Here is a 23,794-nt window from a genome sequence, read left to right as displayed (position 1 = left end):
TGATGATAGGCATGCGGATAAACAGGGCAACGGGGTAATCCCGCCTCCACCATTCCACCGACGGAGACACGCATGAATTCCACCTTCCTCACGCTCAAGCGCCGCCACATGGTGCTGGCCGCCGCCGGCGCGCTGCTGGCCACCGCGGCGCAGGCGCAGCCCGAGGCCTACCCGAGCAAGCCGGTGACCATCTTCACCGCCTTCGCCCCGGGCAGCGGCCCGGACGCGGTGCTGCGCCTGGTGAGCGAGAAGCTGAGCAAGACCTGGAACCAGCGCGTGCTGGTGGAGAACCGCCCGGGCGGCGGCGGCTTCATCGCCATCGATGCCGTGAAGACCAAGCCGGCCGACGGCTACACGCTGCTGCAGCTGGACTCCGAGCACCTGGCCGCGCTGCCGCACCTGTACAAGTCGCGCAACTTCGAGACGCTCAAGACCTTCGACCCCACGGCGATCCTGTTCCGCACGCCCTTCCTGCTGGCCGTGGCGGCCGACTCGAAGTTCAAGACCGTGGCCGACGTGGTGGCCGCGGCCAAGGCCGAGCCGGGCAAGGTGAGCTACGGCTCCTGGGGCGTGGGCAGCCCGGGCCACCTGGGCGGCGAGGAGCTGCAGATGCGCACCGGCACCGAGATGCAGCACGTGCCCTACCGCGAGGTGTCGCAGCTCTTCACCTCCGTGGGCTCGGGCGACGTGTCGTGGAGCTTCGGCACCCTGCCGTCGAGCCAGGGCCCCTACAAGGCCGGCAAGCTGCGCTACATCGCCATCGCGGCGCCCAAGCGCATCCCGCAGATGCCTGACGTGCCCACCATGGCCGAGGCCGGCGGCCCGGCCATGGACGTGAACTCCTTCGTCGTGCTGGTGGCGCCGCGCGGGCTGCCCGCGGCCGTGCGCGACAAGATCGGCGCCGACGTGGCCAAGGCCGTGGCCGAACCCGACGTACAGGCCCGCTTCAACACCTTCGCCTTCGAGACGCTGAACTGGTCGGCCGAGGAGATCGGCCGTCAGGCCGCAGCCAAGTCGAAGATCTACGGCGAGCTGACGCGGCGCAAGAACATCAGCCTGGAGTGACGCACGGCGCCTTCGGGCCGGCTCTGCGCCGGTGGCCCGAAGGCGCCGAAGAGGTCGGCCTGGGCACCGCCTCGGTGCGTTTTGGGCCCGATGTGCCCACCGATTGAGCACGCTAAGCCAGCCCCAGGCCCGACAGGCGCTTGGCGCCCTTCTCATCAGCTTTTCCCCAGGCTTATCCACAGATCCTGGGGGAAACCCGGAGTAAGCGCCTGCTCGTTCGCCCCGCGCCAGTGCACTAGGCATGCGCAGTCCCCAATGGCGAGCGGCAGCCCAAGGCGGGGCTGCGACGGTTTCGTTGCTGACCAAGTCCGGGAAGTTGGTGTCTTGGTACGGCCCAGCCAGCGGTCCATGCCCACGCAAACGGGTCTGAAGTTCCTTCCGCGTTGCCACCGGACGCACGTGCAAGCAAGCGCAAACTTACTTCTCGGTAAGAAATCTCGGGGTTTACGCTAGATCCTTGTTGCGCTGCAGCAATCGAAAACCAACAAGGAGTTCTGATGGATCTGCCGACCCGTTTCTTGCTGGAAAACCAGGCCTGGGCCGACGAGATGGATGCGCGCGCGCCCGCGTTCTTCGAGCGCATGAGTGCCGGGCAGCAGCCGGGCGTGTTCTGGATCGGCTGTGCCGACAGCCGCGTGCCGGCCGAGCGCATCGTCAATGCCGCGCCGGGTGAGCTTTTCGTCCACCGCAGCATCGCCAACCTGGCGCTGACCGACGACAACAGCGTCATGAGCGCGCTGCAGTACGCGCTGGACGTGCTGAACGTGGAGTCGGTGATCGTGTGCGGCCACGACGCTTGCGGTGGCGTGCGCGCGGCGCTGCTGCCGCCCGCGGAGGCCGAGGCGGAGCCGAACCCCGCCGGCCATGCCCGCTCGGACTACCTGGCCGAACGCATCCGGCCGCTGCGCCGCCTCTACCAGCAGCACCGCCACCAGGTGGATTCCAGCGCTTCGGGCCTGCCTGCCGACGCGGCGCTGGCGGCCCAGGTGGACCGCCTGGTCACGCTCAACGTCATCGAGCAGGTGCGCACGCTGGCCGCCACGCACCTGGTGCAGCGCGCCTGGCAGCGGGGCCAGCACCTGCGCCTGCTGGGCTGGGTCTACGGCCTGCGCAACGGCCGGCTGCGCCAGGTGCATGCCGTGGACGCGCCGGACGTGGCGCTGCGCCGCGCCGCCTGACGGGCTGACCCCCGGGCGCGTTCGCGCCCCGCTCCCCTGAAACCGGACGCCCCGCGCACCGGGCCCGCGTCCGGGCTTCTTCCCCGATCCGCCTCCCTCGAACCGTTGTTCCCTATGCAGACTCGTGTTGCCGAGCGCCCGTCCGCGGGCGCCATTCCGCATTGCTTCCGCCACCTCCGCCATGACCTGCCGGCGGGCGTCGTGGTCTTCCTGGTCGCCCTGCCGCTGTGCCTGGGCATCGCGCTCGCCAGCGGCGTGCCGCTGCTGGCCGGCCTCGTCTCCGGCGTGGTGGGGGGGCTGGTGGTGGCGGTGCTCTCCGGCTCGCAGCTGAGCGTGAGCGGCCCGGCCGCCGGGCTGGTGGTCATCGTCGTCAACGCCATCGCCACGCTGGGCAGCTTCGACGCTTTCCTGGTGGCCGTGGTGCTGGCCGGTGCGCTGCAATGGGTGTTCGGGCGCCTGCGCGCGGGCGACCTCGGCGCCTGTTTCCCCTCGTCCGTCATCAAGGGCATGCTCAGCGCCATCGGCGTGCTGCTGATCATCAAGCAGCTGCCCGTGGCTTTCGGCTTCGCCTCCACGCCGCAGATGCTGCAGGGCGTGCCCGACGACACCCAGGCGCTGGACGCCATGGCGCTGGTGCTCGACTCCGTGAGCGAAGGCGCCGTGGCCGTGGCGCTGGGCGCGCTGGCGATCCTGTTCCTGTGGGACCAGCCCTTCGTGAAGCGCCTGCCCGTCATCGGCCGCCTGCCCGGCGCGCTGCTGGCGGTGCTGTGGGGCGTGGGCTGCCAGGCCTTCCTGCGCAGCGCCATGCCTGCCGACGCGCTGGTGGAACATCAGCTCGTGTCGCTGCCGGCGGTGGACGGCTGGGGCTCGTTGCTGTCTCAACTGGCCTCGCCTGACTGGAGCGTGCTGTCCAACCCGCAGGTCTACACCGTGGCGGTGACGCTGGCCGTGGTGGCGAGCCTGGAGACGCTGCTGAGCCTGGAGGCGGCGGACCGGCTGGACCCGCTCAAGCGCGTGGCGCCGCCCAACCGCGAGCTGCAGGCGCAGGGCGTGGGCAACATCGTCGCGGGCCTGCTGGGCGGCCTGCCGCTGACGGCGGTGATCGTGCGCTCCTCGGCCAACATCCAGGCCGGCGCGCGCACGCGGCTGTCGGCCATGCTGCACGGCGTGCTGCTACTGGCCAGCGTGCTGCTGCTGGTGGAGCTGCTGCGCTGGATCCCGCTGGCCGCGCTAGCCGCGGTGCTGCTACACACCGGCTACAAGCTGGCCAAGCCGGCCATCGTGGTGGCCGCATGGCGCCAGGGCCCGGCCGCGTTCGTGCCCTTCGCGGTGACGCTGGCGGCCATCCTGGCGACGGACCTGCTCATGGGCATCCTGATGGGGTTGGCGACCAGCATGCTGTTCGTGATCCACGCCAACACGCGCGGCGCGCTGTCCATCACCTCGCGCGAGCACGCGCACTTGCTGCAGCTGAGCAAGGACGTGTCCTTCTTCAGCAAGGCCACGCTGCGCCGCTGCCTGGAGCGCGTGCAGCCGGGGCATTCGCTGATCATCGACGGCGCGCGCTGCCGCTTCATCGACCGCGACATCCGGGAAGCCCTCGACGACTTCGTGGCCCACGCGCGGGAGCGGCACATCGAGGTGGAGCTGCGTTCCTTGCCGCCGGCCGAGGCGCCGGGCCGTGCAGCCGCACCTTCGATGCCGCGCGTGGCCAGGGCCCGCACCAGTGCCCAAGCCGCAAGCGTGGGCGCTGGGACTCGGGGCACGACCTGATCTCCATGCTCAACGCCACCAACGTCTGGAGCGGCGGCAACACCTTCGACGACGGCGACCACCCCGACCAGCCCGTGCCGAGCCTGCGCTTCCCACCGCAGGGCCGGAGCGCCGTCGCCGCTTGACACGCGTCAATGTCTGCGTGGCCCGGCGTCTGGACACCGCCCGCTGGCCAGGCTGAGACTGCCGCTGGTCACGACCAGGTGGGAATCGGTGCGATGGGATGTCTGGCGCGCGTGCGGGTATTGCGGTTGCTCGCGGTGGGGCTGCACGACGGTTGGAGCCAGGCATGACCTCGGAGCACGCCTTGGACGGCGGATTCAGTCCGCCCGAGTCCCGGTCCGCGCCGGCCGCGCCGGCACGCTGGTTCGATTCCGCCATTGCGGGTTACATGGTGGCGGTGCTGGTGGTGCTGACGCTGGCGGTCACCAGTTGGAGCTTCACGCAGCGCACGGGCCGCGCGCGGGCCTTCGTCAGCCATACGCACGAGGTCCTGGCCAACGTGGCTGCTGCCGAGGCGGCCTTCTGGCGTGCCGAATCGGCCCAGCGCGGCTTTCTCGTCTCGCGGCGCGCCGACTTCCTGGCCGAGCGCGACGCCGCGCTGGCCGTGGCCGGCCGGCATGTGGACGACATGGCCCGCCTCACGGCGGACAACGCCGGGCAGCAGCAGCGCATCGCCCAACTGCGCGTGCTGCTGCAGGAGCGCATCGTCCTCTATGGCCAGACCCAGGCGCTGGCGCAGATGGAGCGCAACCTGGACGCGGCACAGCGGCTGAAGGCCGGGCTGGCGGTGATGGCGCGCATTCAGCCGGCATTCCTGGCCTTGGCCGCGGAGGAACAGCGGCTGCTGCAGCTGCGCGAGACGCAGGAGCGGGACCATCTGCACGCCACGCGGCGGATCTTCGTGAGCATGGTGCTGGCCATCCTGCTGACGGTGCCGCTGGTGTTCTGGCAGTTGCTGCGCCAGACCCGTGCCCGTGCGCGCGCCGAGGCCGACGCCGCCACGGAACGCGCCTACACCGCCCTGCATGGGCGGATGCTGACGCTCTACAACAGTGCGCGGGGTGCCCCGGCGGCGCTGGAAGGCACGCTGGAGCTGCTGGCGGCGCAGCCGCTGTTCAGGGCCGCGGGCCTGTACCGGCTCACCGACGACGCGCACGAATGGCGTGCCGTCGCCGTTCGTGGCGCGCCGGCCGAGGTGGCCGCCGTCCCGCTGCCCGGGACGGGCGCGGCCGCGGAGGCGGCGCGCACGCGCCAGCCCGTGCTGCTGAGGTCCACCGACGCCGCCGTCTCGCCGGTCCTCACCGGCTGGCTCGTGTCGCAGCGCGTGGTCAACGTGCTGCTGTGCCCGGTGACCTACTACGAGCAGACGCTGGGCGTGCTGGCGCTGGCCGCCGTCGAGCGGCTGTCCGCACGCGAGAATGATTTCGTGAGCCAGTTGTGCGCGCAACTGGGCATCGCCCTGCACAACCTGGAGCAGTACCGCCAGCTCGACGAGCTGGCCAACCGGCTGAGCGAGCAGGGGCTGGAGCTGCAGCGCAAGAACGCGGCGCTGGAGCAGGCCGGCCGCAGCAAGAGCGAGTTCCTGGCCAACATGTCGCACGAGCTGCGCACGCCGCTCAATGCCGTGATCGGCTTTGCGGAGGTGATGCGCGACGGGCTGGTCGGCGACCTCAACCCCGAGCAGGCGGAGTACGTGGACGAGATCGCGGCCAGCGGCAAGCACCTGCTGTCGCTCATCAACGAGGTGCTGGACCTGGCCAAGGTGGAGGCCGGGCAGATGGCGCTGGAGCTCGAACCCCTGAGCGCGGCGGAGCTGGCCGCCAGCGGGATGTCGATGCTGCGCGAGCGCGCGCAGCAGCAGCGCGTGCGCCTGTGCTGCGAGGTGGCGCCGGAGCTGGGCCTGCTGTACGCGGACACGCGCAAGGCGCGGCAGATCGTCTTCAACCTTCTTTCCAACGCCGTCAAGTTCACGCCTGCGGGCGGCCAGGTCGAGCTGCGCCTGGCGCGGGTGCCCGCGCCGCGGGGCGCTGGGCTGCAGCCGGACGCGCACACCCGGGTCGTGCCCCCTTGCCACGGCGGGCCTGCCGACTTCCTGGAGATCTCGGTGCGCGACAGCGGCATCGGCATTGCGCCGCCGGACCTGGAGCGGCTGTTCCAGCCCTTCGTGCAAATCGAGTCGGCCCTGAACCGGCAATACGCCGGCACCGGGCTGGGCCTGTCGCTGGTACTGCGGCTGACCGAGCTGCACGGCGGCGGGATACAGGTCCACAGCCGGCCGCAGCAGGGCTCGACCTTCACCGTCTGGCTGCCGTGGCGGACCGAGGCGCCCGCGGCCACCACAACGCCATCCACGCCATGAACGATTCCCTGCCCGCCGTGCTGATCGTCGATGACACCGCCGCCAACCGGCGGCTGTACGAGGTCGTGCTGCGCAGCACGGCGGCGACGCTGGTGCAGGCTGCCAGCGCCGAGGAGGCCCTGGCCCGCTGCGCCGAGCGCGACTACGCGCTGATCCTGCTGGACGTGCACCTGGGCGGCACCAGCGGCTTCGACCTGGCGCGGCAGCTGCGCGAATCGGCCTTGCAGGTGGATGCGCCCATCCTCTTCGTGTCGGCCGTCTACACGCACGATGCCGACGTCTTCAAGGGCTACCAGCTCGGCGCGGTGGACTACATCCTCTCGCCCGTGGTGCCGCAGATCCTGCGCGCCAAGGCGGAGGTCTTCATCGCGCTGCACCGCCTGCGCCAGCAGGCGCAGGCCCAGGCCGCCGCCATGGAGCAGGCTTTCAGCGAGCTGCACCAGGCGCACCAGGACCTGGAGCGCTTCAGCTACTCGCTCTCGCACGACCTGCGCACGCCGCTGGGCCACATGCTGGGCTTCGGCCAGCTCCTGCAGCAGCGCCACGGCGCCGCGCTGGACGAGCAGGGCCGCGAGTGGCTGCGGCACATGCTCGATGCGGGCCGGCGCATGACCACCATCATCGACGACATGCTGTTGCTGGCGCAGCTGTCGCACCACGAGCTGCAGCGCGGCGACGTGGACCTCTCCGCCATGGCCACCGAGCTGGCCACGGCCTTGGCGGCGGGCCAGCCCCAGCGCCGCGTGCGCTGGGAGATCGCGCCGGGGCTGCACGCCCTCGGCGACGAGCGGCTGCTGCGCCTGGCGCTGTCCAACCTGCTGTCCAATGCCTTCAAGTACAGCGCGGAGCGGGCCGAGGCCGTCATCGGCCTGCACCGCGTGGACGAGACGGCGACGTTCTGCATCGGCGACAACGGCACGGGCTTCGATGCCGCCGCGGCGGCGCAACGGCTGTTCCAGCCGTTCCAGCGTTTCCACGACAGCGGTTTCGAAGGCAGCGGCGTGGGGCTGTCGGTGGTGCACCAGGTGGTGAGCAAGCACGGCGGAAAGGTCTGGGCCGAGTCGGCACCGGGCCAGGGCGCGCGCCTCTTCTTCACGCTGCCGAGGCCCGGTGCCGCCCCGGAGCCCGCCGCATGAACCGGATCCTGATCGTCGAAGACAACCCGCAGAACCTCAAGCTGGCGCGGTTGGTGCTGAGCAAGGCCGGCTTCGAGGTGCTGGAGGCCGGCGATGGCGAGCAGGGCGTGCGCCTGGCCCGCGAGCAGCTGCCCGATCTGGTGCTGATGGACGTGCAGATGCCGGGCCTGGACGGGCTCGGTGCCGTCCGGTTGCTGCGCGACGATCCGCGCACGGCCGGCCTCAAGATCGTGGCGCTGACGGCGCAGGCGATGAAGGGCGACCGCGAGCGCATCCTGGCGGCGGGTTGCGATGGCTACCTGCCCAAGCCTTTCGACTACAAGGAACTGCTCGCCACCGTCGCGCGCGTGCTGGCGGGCTGAGGCGGGCCCATGGTCAGGCGCGCGCCCTGAGCCTCAGCGCGTTGCCCACCACCGACACCGAGCTCAGGCTCATCGCCAGCGCCGCGATCATGGGCGAGAGCAGCCAGCCGGTGAACGGGTACAGCAGCCCCGCCGCCAGCGGCACGCCCAACGCGTTGTAGACGAAGGCGAAGCCCAAGTTCTGCCTCATGTTGGCGATGGTGGCCTGCGAGATCGCGCGCGCCTGCGCGATGCCGCGCAGGTCGCCCTTGACCAGCGTGACGGCGGCGCTGTTCATCGCCACGTCGGTGCCGGTGCCCATCGCCAGCCCCACGTCGGCCTGGGCCAGCGCCGGTGCGTCGTTGATGCCGTCGCCGGCCATCGCGACCACCTTGCCCTGGCGCTGCAGCGCCTCCACCAGCGCCAGCTTGTCGGCGGGCTTCACCTCGCCGTGCACCTCGTCGATGCCCAGCCGCGCGCCCACGGCGCGGGCGGTGGTCAGGCCGTCGCCGGTGGCCATCACCACGCGCAACCCGGCTTCGCGCAGCGCCTTCAGCGCCTCCGGCGTGCTGCCCTTCACCGGGTCGGCCACGGCCAGCAGGCCCGCGAGCTCGCCGTCCACCGCCAGGTGCATGACGCTGGCGCCTTGCGCGCGCAGCGCCTCGGCCTGCGGCACGAGCGCGTCCACCGCCACGCCCAGTTGCCGCATCAACGCGGTGTTGCCCAGCGCGAGCCGGCGCCCCGCCACGCGGCCGCGCACGCCGATGCCGCTGCCCGACTCGAACTCCTCCGGCTTGTCCAGGCGCAGGCCCCGCTCGCGCGCGGCGCCCACGATGGCGTCGGCCAGCGGGTGCTCGCTGCCCTGGTCCAGGCTCGCGGCCAGGCGCAGCACCTCCTCGGCTTGCCAGCCCGGCGCGGGCTCGGCGCCGTGGAAGGCCGGCTTGCCCTCGGTGAGCGTGCCGGTCTTGTCCACGATGAGCGTGTCCACCTCGCGCAGCCGCTCGATGGCCGCGGCGTCGCGGAACAGCACGCCGCGCGTGGCGGCCCGGCCCGTGGCGACCATGATCGACATGGGCGTGGCCAGGCCCAGCGCGCAGGGGCAGGCGATGATCAGCACGGCCACGGCGTTGACCAGCCCATGCACCCACGAGGGCTCGGGGCCGAGCAGCCCCCAGCCGAGGAAGGTCAGCAGCGCGATGCCGACCACCATGACGACGAAGGCGCCCGCGACCTGGTCGGCCATGCGCTGCATGGGCGCGCGCGAGCGCTGCGCCTGCGCCACCATCTGCACGATCTGCGACAGCATGGTCTGGGCCCCCACGCGCTCGGAGCGCAACACCAGCGCGCCGCTGGTGTTGAGCGTCGCGCCGATGAGCTTGTCGCCCGCGCGCTTGCCCACGGGCAGCGGCTCGCCGGTGAGCATGGACTCGTCCACCGCGCTGGCGCCTTCCACCACCACGCCGTCCACGGGCACCTTCTCGCCCGGGCGCACGCGCAGCAGGTCGCCCACGTGCACGTGCGTGAGCGGTACGTCCTCCTCGCCGCCGTCGGGCCGGATGCGCCGCGCGGTCTTGGGCGCCAGGCCCAGCAGCGACTTGATGGCGGCCGAGGTCTGCGAGCGCGCCCGCAGCTCCAGCATCTGTCCCAGCAGGGTGAGCGAGACGATCACCGCCGCGGCCTCGAAGTACACCGGCACGCGCCCCATGTCGAAGAAGGAGGGCGGGAAGGCCCGCGGCGCCAGCGTCGCCGCCACGCTGTAGAGGAAGGCCGCGCCGGTGCCCGTGCCGATGAGCGTCCACATGTTGGGGCTGCGGTGCGTCAGCGACTGCGCCCAGCGCACGAAGAAGGGCGCGCCCGCCCACAGCACCACCGGCGCCGACAGCAGCAGCTCGACCCAGCTCTGCGTGCCCATGCCGAACCAGCCCAGCCGGTGCCCGGCCATGGCCAGCACGGTGACGGCGACGGTCAGGGGCAGCGTCCACCAGAAGCGGCGGCTGAAGTCCGCCAGCTCCGGGTTCTCGTCGCCGGCCTCGGCCTCGGGCAGCAGCGGCTCCAGCGCCATGCCGCACTTGGGACAGCTGCCGGGATGGTCCTGCCGGATCTCCGGGTGCATGGGGCAGGTGTAGACGGTGCCCGGCGCGGGCAGCGGCGCTTCGTGGCGAGGCTCATGGGCGTGGGCGGGGCCCTGCGCGTGGGCATGGTGCTCGTGCGCGTGGTGGTGTGGCTGCATGCTCATGGCCTCACCAGTCCTTGTCCGACGCGGGGCCGTCGTGCCGCTGCGGCCCGCCATGGCGGTGGCCGTGGTGGCCGTGGTGGCCATGCCCATGGAACAGGTGCATCAGCGGGCAGGCCAGCAGCAGGTAGGGCCACAGCCCCGTCACGTGGCCCCAGTGCTCGCGCAACAAGTAGAAGCCGCCGATGAGCAGCAGCATGACGAGGACCGTGGTCCAGGGACTGCGCCGCGGGGCGGCGTCATGCCGCCCGGTGCGCGTGTCGGGATGACGGGACGTGTCCATGCCGAGCTCCTTTGCGCAAGCGCCGGCGGGGGGCCGGCTGCAATAGAACCTTGGGGCTTGCCATCATGGGAAGGTCAAGCCCCGGCACCTCTGGCGGCCGTGTTCACGGCTTGCCGGGCGCGGCCGGCATGCGGTCCATCATCATCTGCATCATGGACTGCATCATGTCCATGCGCTGCTCCAGCCGCTGCAGGCGGGCGGCCGGCGTTGCCGCCGAGGACGCGGCGCCCGGCGCGGTGGCCATGCCGCCCATGCCGCCCATGCCGCCCATGCCGTTCATCATGGCCATGCCTTCCTGCATGAGCTTCATGTGCTCGGCCATCAAGGCCTCGCGCTCCTTGGGCGTGCGGGCCTGGGCCATCTTCTGGTGCATCTCCTGCATGGCCTTCATGTGCTGGTCCATGCGGCCCATCTGATTCATCGAGCCCATGCCATCGGGCTGAGCGGCGCTGGCCGCTGCGGCGGGAGCCGGCGTCGGTACCGGTGCAGGGGTTGCCGCGGGCGCGGACGCGCCCTCGGGATGGTGTGCGGCGTGGTCTTCCGGATTGGTCTGGGCGTAAACGCCGAGCGAAAAGGCGGCCAGGATGGCCGTGAAGGCCAGGGTGCGAAGTGCCATGGTGCAGTCCTCTGGGATGTGTAGCGATGGGGAAGCAGGCGGCGGGCAGCAGCCAGGGCGCTGCCGGGCCAGGACGCGCAGCCCGTCCGGCACGGGCCATTGGCGGCGTGCCGGGCGGGCAGGCTGGGGGCTCTAGATCGTGAGCCTCAGGAACGCGATGGGAATGGGCGGAGGCGCCGGCAGGGTGCCGGCATCGGGTCGCGGCGCGGGGGCCGGGGCGGGAGCGGGCACGACCAGGCAGGACGCCGCCGTGGCCGACGCAACACAGTGCAGCCAGGGCAGCTCCCCGGCGCCGGCCTTGGCCACCGCCTGCTGCTCGCCGTCGCACAGGTGCTTGCAGGCCTGCAGCCCGGGAGCCGTGTCACGGCCTTGCGCAGGGCCGCCTTCATGGCCGTCTCCGTGGCAGTCGCTCACGCGGGCGGCTTCACGGGGATGGTGGTGCTCCGAGGCCGCGGCCTCGTGCGGGTGCGCCGCCGCCTGCCGCAGTGGCTCGGCCGCGCGATCCAGCAGCACGCACGCATTGGCCGCCCCCACAAACCACCCGGCCAACAGCACCCAGCACATCAGCCGGGTGATGCAGCGGACCAGGCGTGAGCGGGACGTGAAGGGCATGAGGCTGAAAAGCCACGTCGGGCAGGACTTGTCCGCAGCTTAGGACCGGCCCACGGCGGCGGATTGATCACCGTCAACGCCGGCAGGGACAAGGCGCTTGACCTTCCCACAGTGGCAAGGTCCAGACTGCTTTCACTTGCCCACCACGAGGAGCCACCATGATCGAGTTCACCCTCCCCACCATGACCTGCGGCCACTGCGTCGGCGCCGTCACCCAGGCGCTGCAGGCCGTGGCACCGCAGGCGCGCGTGCAGATCGACCTGCCCAGCCACAAGGTGCAGGTCGAGGGCGCGGCCGATCGCGAAGCCCTGGCCCGGGCGCTGGCCGACGCGGGCTACGACCCGGCGTGACAGGTGCCACGGCCGGCTTGACCCTTGCTCAGGCCGGCCTTGCCGCCACAGCGCCTAAACTCGCCACTGTCCCCGCCCATCGTTTTTCGCTTTCCCGTGCGCCGCTTCATCGCCATCGTCCTGATGCTCCTGCTGCCGATCCAGTCGGCGTGGGCGCTGGTGGCCATGCCGTGCCGCGGGCACGTGAGCCTGCAGGACAAGGCGGCCGTGATGGCGCTGGCCGCGGCCCATGAGGCCCATGCCGGCCACCACGAGGCGCTGGCGGGCCACGACGGGCACCACGCCGGCCATGCCGACGCGCACGCGCCGGCGCACGAGCATCACGCCCACCACGACGCCGCACCGCCGGCCGGGCACGGTCCCGGCGATGGCGGCCCGGCGAGCGCCAGCCAGGACCCGTGCAGCGGCTCCGCCGCCTGCATGAGCCTGCATTCCCCGCCGCTGGCCGCGGGCTTCGACACCGGCCTGCCGGCACTGAAACTCCCCAGCCAGCTCAGCCCCGCCGAGGGTGCGCGCTTCAGCTCGGTGCCGCCGCAACGGCTGCAACGGCCGCCCATAGGCCTCGCCGCTTGAAGCGGCGGCCAGGTCTTCCCACCCGAATTCCGGTCTTCGACGAGGCCGCTGCCTGAACAGGGCAGCGCGGTCTCGGCGCCCGCCGCTTCTTCCGCATACGCCATGCATCCGCATCGTTGTCGAGGAAGCCTTGATGAAGCATCTGATCGTGTCGGCAGGGCTCGCGGCCGTCCTGGCCGCACACGCCGCCGACGCGCCCACGCCGGCCACACCAGTCGTACCGGCACCTGCCGGCAGTCCCTGGTCCGGCGCCGGCAGCAGCCTTGCGCCGGCCGGCGCGCCGGACAGCCTGCAGGCCGCGCTGGCGCTGGCCTGGGCGCGCTCGCCCGCGGGCCAGGCGCTGCCGGCGCGCGCCGAGCAGGCGCAGGCCGCCGCGGCGCTGGCGCGCAACCTGTCCGCCGGCGCGCCGCGCATCGGCCTGAGCGCGCTGGATGACCGCCTGAACCGCCGCGCCGGGCGCCGCGAGCTGGAGGCCGAGATCGGCGTGCCGCTGTGGCTGCCCGGTCAGCGCGGCGTGCAGCAGTCGCTGGCCTCGGCGCAGCTCCAGGGGCTGGAGGACGACACCCTCGCGCGCCGGCTGCAGCTCGCCGGCGAGCTGCGCGAGGCCTGGTGGGCGCTGGCGCTGGCGCGCGAGGACGTTGCGCTGCAGCGCAGCCGGCTGGACTCCGCCCGCGCGCTGCAGGCCGACGTGGAGCGCCGCCAGCGCGCCGGCGAGCTGGCCCGCACCGACGCCAACGTCGCCGCCGCCGAGACCCAGGGCAACGAGGCCGCGCTGGCCGACGCCCTGCTGCTTGAACGCCTGGCCGCCGACCGCCTGCGCGCGCTCACCGGCGCGCCGGCCCCCGCCGCGCTGCGCGCCGAAGGGCCCGTTGCCGTGGAGGATCGCCCGGCCACGCACCCGCGCCTGGCCGCGGCCGCCGCCGCGGTGCGGCTGGCGTTGGCGCGGCTGCAGCTCGTGGAGCGCAGCACGCGCGAGACGCCCGAGGTCGCGCTGCGGCTGGTGCGGGAGCGCAGCGATGCCAATGAAACCTACGCCAACGCCGTCGGCCTGCGACTGACGCTGCCGCTGGCCTCCGCGCCGCGGCGGCTGCGCGACAGCGCCGAAGTGCGCGCCGACCTGCTCGAAGCCCAGGCCGGCGAGGCGCAGCTGCAGGCGCAGCTGGCGCTGGAGATCGACGCCGCGCAGCGCGAGCGCGACACGGTGGACGCCAAGGCCGCCCTGGCCGCGCGGCGCGCCGCGCTCACGGCCGACACGCTGGCGCTGATCAACAAATCCTTTTCTTTGGGCGAGAGCGACCTGCCCACGCTGCTGCGCGCCCGCGCCGCCGCCTTCGACGCGCAGGCGGACCAGCGCCGGCTGGAGGTGGCGCGCCAGGCGGCCGTCTCGCGCCTGCAGCAAGCCCTTGGAGTGCTGCCATGAACCGATTCCTCATCTTCGCCCTGGCCCTGCTGCTGGGCCTGTGCACGGAGGCCGTGCGCGCCCATGGCGGCGAGGACCACGGCCCGCCGGCGGTGGTCAACGCCCGGCCGCTGCTGCCGCGCGTCACGGCGCATTCGGAGCTGTTCGAGCTGGTCGGCGTGCTGGAGCCCGGCGGCCGGCTGCTGCTGTGGCTCGACGCCACGCCCACCAACGCGCCGGTGGAAGGCGCCGTGGTGGAGGTGGAAGGCGCGGGCGCCAACGGCAAGGCCGCCGAGGTCTCGCCCGGCGTCTACGAGCTGAAGCTGGCCCAGGTGCCGGCGGCGGGCTCGCATCCGCTGACCTTCACGGTGCAGGCGGGCAGCGACATGGACCTGCTGGGGGCGCCGCTGGTGGTGGCGCGGGCGGAGGGCGCCGGCCAGGGCGCTGGCCAAGGCGCCGCCGCGGTGGCGAGTGAAACCTCGCCGCGTGCCGCGTGGGGCGGGCCGCTGGGCTGGATGGCGCTTGGCGCCGCGGGGATGGCGGTGGCGATGGCGGGGATGTCGGCGCTGCGGCGGCGTGCCTCGGCGGCGCGGCGGTGAGGAGCGAGGGGTGGCTATGAATCAACAAGAGGCCCGTTTTGTCCGGGGCAATGGCGTTCTCGCGGTTCCCGTCAGCCGAGGTGCTGCACGCACTGTTCCGTCATGCCGAGAGCTGAGTCGTCCCGCCAACTACTTCGTCATTCCCGCGAAGGCGGGAATCCAGGCGGCCCCCAAGCCGCCGCAAGCAGATCGGGGTGAACGCCGGGGCTTGCTTTTCGGTTCGCAGTACCCAGGCTTCGGGCTGATGTGGAGCCGCCTGGATTCCCGCCTTCGCGGTAATGACGGAATGGAAGGGCGGCCGGCCGTGCTTCGTCCTGCACAGCCTCGGCTTCCCTTCATCACCCTGTTCCTGGTCCTCGCCACCGCGCTCCCCCTCGCCCACGCCCACGGCGGCGAGGACCACGCCCACGAGCAATCCAAACCCACGGCCCCCGCCGCCGGCCCGGCCGCAGCCCGCCCCGACAGCGCCGCGCCCGCCGGCGCCGCCAGCCTGGAAGCCTCCGCGCGGCTGCCCGACGGCTCGCTGTTCGTGCCCAAGCACGTGCAGCGGCTCTTGGCCGTGCGCACACAGCCCGTGGCCATCGCGCCGCTGAGCGCGGGCGTGGAGCTCAACGGCCGCGTCGTGGTCGAGCCCGGCAGCGGCGGGCGCATCCAGGCTACGCAGCCGGGCACCGTCGTGCCTGCGGGTAAAGCCTTCCCGGTGCTGGGCCAAAAGGTGCGCAAGGGCGAGGTCGTCGCCTGGCTCAAGCCCGCCGCCAGCTCGCTGGAGCGCGGCGACCGCCTGGCGCAGCAGGCCGAACTGGGCGCCCAGGTGGCGCTGGCCGAGCGCCGCATCGCCCGCCTGGAGCAGCTCGAAGGCTCCGTCCCGGCCAAGGAGATGGAGTCGGCGCGTGTCGAAGTGCGGGCGCTGAAGCAGCGCCAGGCTGCGCTGGCCGCCAGCCTGGACGCGCCGCAGCCGCTCGCCGCACCGGTGGACGGCGTGCTCAGTGCCGTCGAGGTGGTGGCCGGCGAGGTGGTGGACGCCAAGGCGCTGCTGTTCGAGGTGGTCGATCCCACCCGGCTGGCGGTGGAAGCCCCGGCCTACGACCTGGCGCTGCCCGCCAAGGTGGTTTCCGCCGAGGGCCAGGCCGGCGGCAGCGTGTTGAAGCTGCAGCCCGCCGGCGCCGGCCGGCTGCTGCGCGAGCAGGCGCTGCCGATGCGCTTTCGCGTGCTGGACGGCGCCGCCGCGCTGGCCGTGGGCCAGCCGGTGAAGGTGACGGTGCGCACGCGCGGCGAGGCGCCCGGCGCGGCGCTGCCCACGGCCGCCCTCACGCGCAACGGGGCCGGCGAAAGCATCGTCTGGGTGCATGCCGATCCTGAGCGCTTCGAGCCGCGCCGCGTGCGCGGTGAACCGCTGGGCGCGGACAGCGTGGCCGTGCGCGAGGGCCTGAAGCCAGGTGAGCGCGTCGTCACCTCGGGCGCGGCGCTGTTGTCGCAGGTGCGCTGAAAGGACGCGGACGATGTTCGATCGCCTGATCCATTTCAGCCTGCGCCAGCGCCTGTTCGTGCTGGGCGCGGCGCTGCTGCTGGTGGCCTACGGGCTGCTGAGCCTGCAGCGCATGCCGGTGGACGTGTTCCCCGCGCTCGACAAGCCCACCGTCACGCTCATGACCGAGGCTGGCGGCATGGCGCCGGAGGAGGTGGAGCAGCTCGTCACCTTCCCCGTCGAGGCCAGCATGAACGGCATGCCGGGCGTCACGCGCGTGCGCTCGACCTCGGGCATTGGCCTCTCGGTGGTGTACGTGGAGTTCGAGTGGGGCAGCGACATCCACCGCAACCGCCAGCTGGTCAACGAGCGGCTGAACCTGGTGCGCGAGCAGCTGCCGCCGGGCGTGGTGCCGCAGCTGGGGCCCATCGCCTCGATCATGGGCGAGGTGCTGCTGCTGGCGCTGCCGGCCGACCCCGGCAAGGTCAGCCCGATGGCGGTGCGCGACTACGCCGACACCGTGGTGCGTCCGCGCCTGCTGACGCTGCCCGGCGTGGCGCAGGTGGTGAGCATCGGCGGGCAGGTGCGGCAGTTCCGCGTCGAGCCCGACCCGGCGCAGCTGCGCGCGCTGGGCGTGGCGCGCGAGGACCTGGACCGCGCGCTGCGCGACTTCGGCGCCAACACCAGCGGCGGCTTCCTGGAGGCACAGGGGCGCGAGCTGCTGATCCGCCAGATCGGCCGCAGCACCGACGTGGAGGCGCTGCGCAACCTCGTCGTCGCGGTCAAGGACGGCCAGCCCGTGCTGCTGCGCCAGCTCGCCGCGGTGCAGGTGGCGCCGGCCGTCAAGCGCGGCGACGGCAGCTACGGCGCGAAGCCGGCCGTGATCCTGTCCGTGCAGAAGCAGCCCGACGCCGACAGCGTGCGGCTCACGCGCGCGGTGGAGGCCGCCATGGACGAGCTGGGCCGCAGCCGCCCGGCGGGCATGGCGGCGCCGGAATTCCTGTTCCGGCAGGCGGACTTCATCGAGCGCTCCATCGGCAACGTGGCCGAGGCGCTGCGCGACGGCGCGCTGATGGTGGCGATCGTGCTGTTCGCCTTCCTGCTCAACGGGCGCACGACGCTGATCTCGCTCACCGCCATCCCGCTGTCGCTGCTGATCACGGCGGTGGTGTTCCGCTGGTTCGGCTTGTCCATCAACACCATGACCCTCGGCGGCCTGGCCATCGCCATCGGCGAGCTGGTCGACGACGCGGTGGTGGACGTGGAGAACGTGCTGCGCCGCCTGCGCGAGAACCGCGCCCTGGCCCAGCCGCGGCCGGTGCTGGAGGTGGTGGCGGACGCCTCCAAGGAGGTGCGCTCCGGCGTGGTCTATGCCACGGCCATCGTGGTGCTGGTGTTCATCCCGCTGTTCGCGCTGCCGGGCATCGAGGGCCGGCTGTTCACGCCGCTGGGCGTGGCCTACATCGTCTCGATCCTGGCCTCGATGCTGGTCGCCACCACCGTCACGCCGGTGCTGTGTTTTTACTTGCTGCCGCGCATGAAGCGGCTGGAGCACGGCGACAGCCCGCTGGTGCGCCGGCTGAAAGCCTGGGACGCGCGGCTGCTGCACTGGTCCTTCAGGCACGACCAGGCCCTGCTGGCCGGCGCGGTGCTGGCGGTGGGGCTGGCGGCGCTCGCGGCGACGCAGTTCCCGCGCAGCTTCCTGCCGCCCTTCAACGAGGGCACGCTGACCGTGAACGTGCTGCTCAATCCCGGCACCTCGCTGGAGGCGTCGAACCGCATCGGCACGCTGGCCGAGGAGCTGGCACTGCAGGTGCCGGAAGTGGTGCGCGTGGGCCGGCGCACCGGCCGCGCCGAGCTGGACGAGCATGCGGAAGGGGTGCACTACACCGAGATGGACGTGGACCTGCACGCCTCCGAGCGTCCGCGCGAGGCGGTGGTGCAGGAACTGCGCGCACGGCTGGGGGTGCTGCCGGCCTCGGTGAGCATCGGGCAGCCGATCTCGCACCGGCTGGACCACCTGCTCTCCGGCGTGCGGGCGCAGATCGCGCTCAAGGTCTACGGCGACGACCTGGACACGCTGCGCGGCCTGGCCGAGGGCTTGCAGGGCCGGCTGGCGTCCATCCCCGGTGTGGCGGACCTGCAGGTCGAGAAGCAGGTGCTGATTCCGCAGCTCAAGATCCGGCTGGACTACGACGCCGCGGCGCGCCACGGCGTGGCGCCCGGCGCGGTGCTGCGTGGCCTGGAGCAGCTGATCGAGGGCGAGCGCATCACGCAGCTGGTGGAAGGGCCGCGGCGCATCGACCTGCTGGTGCGGCTGCCGGACGAGATGCGCGGCCCGCAGGCGCTGCGCGCGCTGCTGATCGAGACGCCCGGCGGGCACGTGCCGCTGTCGGCGCTGGCGCAAGTGGAGGAGGGCGAGGGCCCGAACCAGATCGGGCGCGAGAACGCGCGCCGGCGCATCGTGGTCTCGGCCAACGCGGCCGGGCGCGAGCTCTCCGCGGTGGTGGCGGACATCCGCGCGGCCGTCGCCGCGACGCCTTTGCCCGCGGGCTATTTCACGGCGCTGGAGGGCCAGTTCCAGGCGCAGGAGGAAGCCTCGCGGCTGATCGCGCTGCTGGCGGGTGTCTCGCTCGCGCTCGTGTTCGGCGTGCTCTACGCGCGCTACCGCTCCGCGGTGCTGGCGCTGATCGTGATGGGCAACATCCCGCTGGCGCTGGTGGGCAGCGTGGTGGCGCTGTGGATCTCGGGCCAGCCGCTGTCGGTGGCGGCGCTGGTGGGCTTCATCACGCTCACGGGCATCGCCACGCGCAACGGCATCCTGAAGATCAGCCACTACGTCAACTTGTGCGCCTTCGAGGGCGAGCGCTTCGGCGACGCGATGGTCGTGCGCGGCTCACTGGAGCGGCTGACGCCCGTGCTGATGACGGCGCTGGTGGCCGCCTTCGCCCTGACCCCCTTGCTGCTGGCCGCCGACGCGCCGGGCAAGGAGGTGCTGCACCCCGTGGCCGTCGTGATCTTCGGCGGCCTGGTGAGCTCCACGCTGCTGGACACGCTGCTCACTCCCCTGATGTATCGGCGCTGGGGCGAAGGCCCGACCCGGCGCCTGCTCGAAACCCGGGCCACCCAGAGCTTCTGAGCTCAACCCTTTTGTTCCCGACCTTGAAAGGAGAATCCCATGAAAGCCCTCCATGCCCTGATCGCCGCCGTGATGCTGAGTGTTGGCGGCGCTGCCCTGGCGCACGACGACGCCACGCTGGACGCGGTGAAGGCGCCCCACGGCGGCCAGCTGCGCGCCGCGGGCATCCACCACTACGAGCTGGTCGTGGCCGCGCTGGGCGCCAAGGGCGACGCGCTGCCGGTGGCCGTGTACGTCACGGACCACGCCGGTGCCAAGGTGCCGACGCAGGGCGCCAGCGGCAGCGTCACGCTGCTGTCCGGTGGCCAGAAGACCACCATCGCGCTGCAGCCCGCGGGCGAGAACCTGCTCAAGGGCAGCGGCGCCTACGTGCCGCAGCCCGGTCTGAAGGCGATCGTGTCGGCGACGGTGGCCGGGCAGCCGGCGGCGCAGGCGAGGTTCGAGCCGTTTGCGGCGACGGCCGGGCACAGCCACTGAGCCCGTCCCGCGGCGGAGTGCCTTTCGGCGCAGGTCAACGGCACGCTCCCGAGAACCCCGGCGGCCTCCATCCCCTCGCCCGCGAAGCGGGAGCAGGGAAGAGTGAGGATCGAGGCGCCAAGTGCGGTTGCCCGAGCCGGCGGCGTTGGCTTCATCAGGGCGTGTGTGGCCCACGCGCACCTGCCGCGTCGTGCAGCGCGGCCTGACACGGAAATCGTTGACAAGGTAATGGGTGGACGGTTGCCTCGGTCGCCCACCACCCCGTCACGGCCTGCGAAGCTGCACGTTGCATTGGTGCTGCCCAGGCGCTTCTCTCGACCCACGACCTCAACCGTTGGGTTCAGCGGGTCCAGGGTCTGTTGCGCCAAGGCGGCCTCCGGGCTGCCCATGCGCCCGAGCCTCGTTGCCGATGCTCACCGGCACGCGCTTGGCAAGGCATGGCGCACGGGAGAACAATGCCCGCCTCTGCTTACCGCCAGAGGAGAAGCTTCGTGAGCCTGCGCATCAACGACATCGCCCCAGACTTCACGGCCCAGACCACCCAGGGCCCGATCCGCTTCCACGAGTGGATCGGCAGCGACTGGGCGGTCTTGTTCTCGCACCCCAAGGACTTCACGCCGGTATGCACCACGGAGCTGGGCTACATGGCCAAGATCGAGCCGGAGTTCAGCCGCCGCGGCGCGAAGCTCATCGGCCTGTCCATCGACCCTGTGGAGCACCACGAGCGCTGGTGCGACGACATCGAGCAGACCCAGGGTCACCGCCCGAAGTACCCGATGATCGGCGACACCGACCTCAACGTCGCCAAGCTCTACAACATGCTGCCGGCCGAAGAGCCCGGCACTTCCGAGAGCCGCACCGCAGCCACCAACGCCACCGTGCGCTCAGTGTTCATCATCGGTCCGGACAAGCGCATCAAGATGATGATGACCTACCCGATGACCAGCGGCCGCAACTTCGACGAGATCCTGCGCGTGCTGGACTCGATCCAGCTGACCGCCAAGCACAAGGTCGCCACGCCGGTGAACTGGAAGCATGGGGAGGATGTGATCATCGCCGCCTCGGTCAGCGACGACGACGCCAGGGCGCTGTTCCCGGGCGGCTGGAAGGCGGCCAAGCCCTACCTGCGCGTGGTTCCGCAACCGAAGTGATGCCGTGATCTTCGAACAAGTCACGACCGGCGGCTGCCGGTCCTATCTCGTGGGCTGTGGCGACTCCTGCGCCGCGGTGCTGATCGACCCCGAAGTGAGCCAGGTGGACCGCTACCTGGCGCTGGCGGCGCGCGACGGGCTGCGCGTGCGGTACGTGATCGACACCCATACCCACGCCGACCACTTCTCCGCCACGCGCCAGCTCGCGCGCGCGCTGGGCGTGCCCACGGTGATGCACCGTGCCAGCCCGGCCCCGGGCGTGGACATGCGGGTGGACGACGGCGAGATGCTGGTGGTGGGCAAGCTGCGCATGCGCGTGCTGCACACGCCCGGCCACACCCGGGACTCGATGTGCCTGGTGGTGGAGGACCGTGTCTTCACCGGCGACACGCTGCTCATCGGCGGCACGGGTAGAACGGACCTGCCCACCGGCGATGCCCATGCCCTGTACGACAGTCTGTTCGGGCGCCTGCTCAAGCTGGACCCGGCGTTGCAGGTGCATCCGGCGCACGAGTACAAGGGCCGCGACCACTCGACCATCGGCGAGGAGCTTGCCTCCAACCCTCGGCTGCAGCACCGCGAGCGCGAGGACTTCGTGGCGCTGATGCACGGCCTCAACTTGAGCATGCCCACGCATGTGACGGAGGCGCTGCGCACCAATCTCTCTGGCGGCAAGACGGTGGCACAGATGCTGGCGGAGGCGGCAGCCAGGGTGCCGTTCATGTCGCTGGACGAGCTGCTGGAACGCAGTACGCGCGGTGACACGGACCTGATCGTGCTGGACGTGCGCGAGCGTGAGGCATTCATGGCCGGCCATGTGGCCGGGGCGCGCCACCTGCCGCGCGGTCAGCTGGAGCTGCGCGTCAACGAGGAGCTGCCCGACCCGACCCGTCGCATCATCACCTGCTGCGAGTTTGGCCGCATTTCCACGCTGGCCGCGGCCACGCTGCGCGAGATGGGCTTCATGCGCGCCGTGGCGCTGGACGGCGGCATCAAGGCCTGGCGCGAGGCGGGCTATCCGCTGCAAGGCGGCGGCGACACACCAGCGCCGGGCTGAACACGGCGGGCGGGGCTTCCCAGCCCCGGGCCGCTCACCCCAACTTCACCACCTTCGCCACCGACGGCACCAGCCTCACCTGCCCCTCCGGCGCCAGCGCATTGCGCTGCAGCACGAACAGCATGTAGTAGCCCGGAGGCATCTCGGTGGCGCTGGCCGGGGCGGTGACGCTCAGCGTCTGGCCGTCCACTTGCGTGAAGGGCAGCGCCAGGGCGCGCTGCTCGTTGTTGAAGGAGTGCGTCGCGGAGCCCGTGCGCACCAGCATCACCCGCTCGACGGTTGACGGGCTCGCCAGCGCCACCGTGAAGGCGCTGGACCAGGTGAAGGCCGCGGGCGCCACGTCGCCGATCACCGGCCGCGCCGCCTCGCTGCCGTCCGGGTTGAACAGGTAGGGCGGGTAGTACAGCTCCGCGTTGAGGTTGCGCACCGGGCCCGGCGAGCCGCCGCCGCCCGTGAGCACCGCGCCGCTGGGCAGCAGCAGCGAGCTGCTGTGGTACATGCGCGCCTTCGTCGCCGAGGCCGTCGGGGTCCACTGGCCGGTGGCCGGGTCGAACAGCTCGCTCGTGTACACCGCGTCCGCCAGGGTGTTGGCATCCACCGAGCCGCCGTTGAGCCACACCGTGCCGTCCGCCAGCACCGTGCCGAAACCCCATTTGCGCGCCGTGCTCAGCGGCGCCCCGGGCGTGACGGCCGGCAATCCGCTCTGAATATCCACCAGCGCCACCGAGGTGGTGTCGCGCACCGAGAGAATTTTCCCCGGTGCGTACATCAGCGAAAGGGTGTTCCAGTTCGTGCCCTGGACCTTGGCGTCGAATTTGGTCAGCGTGCCGGTACCGGCCGGGTCGAGGGCGTAAATAAAGCCGTCGTTGGTGATGGTCCAAATGCGCCCGTCCGGCGCCAGCCATGATTCCGGATACCACCAGTTGCCGCGAACCTCGCCGAAGGCCTCGTCGCTTTGCGCCGTGGTCAGGCTGCGCCAGCCCAGGCCCGGCGTGAAGATTTCAGGCGTCGAGGAATAAGTCGCGACGGTGGGCGGGATAAGGCCGACGCCTGGAAAGTCGCGGTCGTCCCGGCCGCCCATCACCACCACCTCGCCCGTCGCCGTGGTCACGGCCGTGCCATACCAGCGGCGGTAGTTCATCGGCACTGCGTCGCGGCGTATCGAGTTGTCGGCCGGGTTGAAGATGTTCACGTCCGCCACGGCGTAGTTGCGCTTGCCGTTGACCGGGCGGTCGCCGCCGGCGAGCAGCACCTCGCCCGACGAGGGCAGCACCAGCTGCGTGCCGCAGAAGATGTCCGTCCCGGTGACGTTGGGCAGCAGCTGGAACGGCGAGATGTCCGCCCCCGGCACGGCCGGGTCCCAGCCCGGGTCCCACACGGCGTAGTGCAGCGCGGCGCCCTGCACGCCCAGGTCGTCGGTGCCGTAGCCCAGCACCCGGCCATCGGGCAGCAGCACCATGTGGATCGGCATCACCGGCCAGGCGAAGGCCGGGCCGAACACCCCGGCCGTGTAGGCCGCGGGCGCCGGCAGCACGGGCTTGTTGATGTCCGCCAGCGCGCCGGCGAGCGCACCGTCGGCGCTGAGCTGCTTCAGTGTCTCGGTGACGGCGCCGGACGCGCCCACCGGGCCGGCGCCGAAGTCCACTGGCGCCTCGCGGTCGTCCTCGCCCATCTCCACGTCCGCGGACGTGGGCAGCGACGCCACGGCCGAGCGGCCGGCACCGCCGGACGCGGAGTTGCCCTGGCCCCCACCGCACGCCGCCAGCGCGCACGCGAAAATGATCGACAGCGCATGGCGTGGAAATTCGGCCACGGGTTTAGGGCAGGGTTTGACGTCCAGCATAGGGTGCAACTCCAAATAGGAAAAAAATACCGACCGCCTTTTTCAAGGTAGTGCTCGGAGCGCACCATGCGTAGTAATTAAACTATCCAGTACCCCCCGATTCGAGGGGGCCTTGTGGCCGCATGTGAAGCTTGATTCTCCC

Annotated in this window: 20 protein-coding genes; 15 read left to right on the top strand and 5 right to left on the bottom strand. The window is 71.8% G+C overall.

Annotated elements, in window-relative coordinates; all coding sequences use genetic code 11:
• The first annotated feature begins 72 nt into the window (after positions 1-72).
• The 6 genes from H537_RS0133210 (at position 73) to H537_RS0133180 (ending at position 7,876) form a co-directional block, all read left to right on the top strand.
• On the top strand, positions 73-1,065 hold the full coding sequence (locus H537_RS0133210) for a Bug family tripartite tricarboxylate transporter substrate binding protein (protein WP_375136351.1): 993 nt from the start codon (positions 73-75) through the stop codon (positions 1,063-1,065).
• A 497-nt stretch (positions 1,066-1,562) separates the two neighbouring features.
• Positions 1,563-2,243: a carbonic anhydrase gene (locus tag H537_RS0133205; RefSeq protein WP_029001330.1), complete on the top strand. Its 681-nt coding sequence runs from the start codon at positions 1,563-1,565 to the stop codon at positions 2,241-2,243.
• A gap of 114 nt (positions 2,244-2,357) precedes the next feature.
• Positions 2,358-4,016, top strand: coding sequence for a SulP family inorganic anion transporter (locus H537_RS46940; protein WP_084151135.1), 1,659 nt, complete (start codon positions 2,358-2,360; stop codon positions 4,014-4,016).
• Positions 4,017-4,305: 289 nt separating this feature from the next.
• Positions 4,306-6,378 carry a sensor histidine kinase gene (locus tag H537_RS49965; protein ID WP_051244031.1) on the top strand — a complete coding sequence of 691 codons (2,073 nt, stop codon included), beginning with the start codon at positions 4,306-4,308 and terminating at the stop codon, positions 6,376-6,378.
• Entirely contained in the window at positions 6,375-7,514 is a 1,140-nt protein-coding gene (locus H537_RS0133185; RefSeq protein WP_156902092.1) for a sensor histidine kinase, read from the top strand. The genes H537_RS49965 and H537_RS0133185 overlap by 4 nt, the downstream gene beginning before the upstream one ends.
• Positions 7,511-7,876 (top strand): response regulator, encoded by a 366-nt coding sequence (locus tag H537_RS0133180; protein ID WP_029001328.1) that lies wholly within the window; start codon positions 7,511-7,513, stop codon positions 7,874-7,876. Before H537_RS0133185 ends, H537_RS0133180 begins: the two co-directional genes overlap by 4 nt.
• Before the next feature lie 13 nt (positions 7,877-7,889).
• On the opposite strand, the gene H537_RS0133175 is transcribed toward H537_RS0133180, so the two are convergent.
• From H537_RS0133175 to H537_RS0133160, 4 genes are all read right to left on the bottom strand, one after another.
• Positions 7,890-10,091 (bottom strand): copper-transporting P-type ATPase, encoded by a 2,202-nt coding sequence (locus H537_RS0133175; protein WP_029001327.1) that lies wholly within the window; start codon positions 10,089-10,091, stop codon positions 7,890-7,892.
• A gap of 4 nt (positions 10,092-10,095) precedes the next feature.
• Complete coding sequence (locus H537_RS0133170; protein ID WP_029001326.1) at positions 10,096-10,371, bottom strand: DUF2933 domain-containing protein; 276 nt, start codon at positions 10,369-10,371, stop codon at positions 10,096-10,098.
• Between the two features lie 103 nt (positions 10,372-10,474).
• Entirely contained in the window at positions 10,475-10,987 is a 513-nt protein-coding gene (locus tag H537_RS0133165) for a hypothetical protein (protein WP_029001325.1), read from the bottom strand.
• Positions 10,988-11,119: 132 nt separating this feature from the next.
• The gene (locus H537_RS0133160; protein WP_029001324.1) at positions 11,120-11,599 is read right to left on the bottom strand and encodes a hypothetical protein; all 480 of its coding nucleotides are present in this window, start codon (positions 11,597-11,599) and stop codon (positions 11,120-11,122) included.
• Positions 11,600-11,757: 158 nt separating this feature from the next.
• Here H537_RS0133160 and H537_RS0133155 point away from each other — a divergent pair, with 158 nt between their 5' ends.
• From H537_RS0133155 to H537_RS0133115, 9 genes are all read left to right on the top strand, one after another.
• Positions 11,758-11,949 carry a heavy-metal-associated domain-containing protein gene (locus H537_RS0133155; RefSeq protein ID WP_029001323.1) on the top strand — a complete coding sequence of 64 codons (192 nt, stop codon included), beginning with the start codon at positions 11,758-11,760 and terminating at the stop codon, positions 11,947-11,949.
• Positions 11,950-12,045: 96 nt separating this feature from the next.
• Positions 12,046-12,522, top strand: coding sequence for a hypothetical protein (locus H537_RS0133150; protein ID WP_029001322.1), 477 nt, complete (start codon positions 12,046-12,048; stop codon positions 12,520-12,522).
• A gap of 133 nt (positions 12,523-12,655) precedes the next feature.
• The gene (locus H537_RS46930; RefSeq protein ID WP_051244028.1) at positions 12,656-13,942 is read left to right on the top strand and encodes a TolC family protein; all 1,287 of its coding nucleotides are present in this window, start codon (positions 12,656-12,658) and stop codon (positions 13,940-13,942) included.
• On the top strand, positions 13,939-14,520 hold the full coding sequence (locus H537_RS0133140; RefSeq protein WP_043461117.1) for a hypothetical protein: 582 nt from the start codon (positions 13,939-13,941) through the stop codon (positions 14,518-14,520). The genes H537_RS46930 and H537_RS0133140 overlap by 4 nt, the downstream gene beginning before the upstream one ends.
• Positions 14,521-14,824: 304 nt before the next feature.
• Positions 14,825-16,006, top strand: a complete 1,182-nt coding sequence (locus H537_RS0133135; RefSeq protein ID WP_238446899.1) for an efflux RND transporter periplasmic adaptor subunit — start codon at positions 14,825-14,827, stop codon at positions 16,004-16,006.
• 13 nt (positions 16,007-16,019) lie between these two features.
• Positions 16,020-19,124, top strand: coding sequence for an efflux RND transporter permease subunit (locus H537_RS0133130; protein ID WP_029001319.1), 3,105 nt, complete (start codon positions 16,020-16,022; stop codon positions 19,122-19,124).
• Between the two features lie 39 nt (positions 19,125-19,163).
• Positions 19,164-19,601 carry a hypothetical protein gene (locus H537_RS0133125; RefSeq protein WP_029001318.1) on the top strand — a complete coding sequence of 146 codons (438 nt, stop codon included), beginning with the start codon at positions 19,164-19,166 and terminating at the stop codon, positions 19,599-19,601.
• A gap of 491 nt (positions 19,602-20,092) precedes the next feature.
• The gene (locus tag H537_RS0133120) at positions 20,093-20,752 is read left to right on the top strand and encodes a peroxiredoxin (RefSeq protein ID WP_029001317.1); all 660 of its coding nucleotides are present in this window, start codon (positions 20,093-20,095) and stop codon (positions 20,750-20,752) included.
• Positions 20,753-20,756: 4 nt separating this feature from the next.
• A complete protein-coding gene (locus tag H537_RS0133115) occupies positions 20,757-21,809 on the top strand; it encodes an MBL fold metallo-hydrolase (RefSeq protein ID WP_029001316.1) in 1,053 nt (350 codons plus the stop codon).
• A gap of 34 nt (positions 21,810-21,843) precedes the next feature.
• On the opposite strand, the gene H537_RS0133110 is transcribed toward H537_RS0133115, so the two are convergent.
• Positions 21,844-23,652, bottom strand: coding sequence for a galactose oxidase early set domain-containing protein (locus H537_RS0133110; protein WP_084151134.1), 1,809 nt, complete (start codon positions 23,650-23,652; stop codon positions 21,844-21,846).
• Positions 23,653-23,794: the final 142 nt, after the last annotated feature.

Source organism: Azohydromonas australica DSM 1124 (assembly GCF_000430725.1).
Classification (GTDB): Bacteria; Pseudomonadota; Gammaproteobacteria; order Burkholderiales; family Burkholderiaceae_C; genus Azohydromonas; species Azohydromonas australica.
Note: the sequence above shows the minus strand (reverse complement) of the source record. Positions and strands in the feature narration are given on the sequence as shown.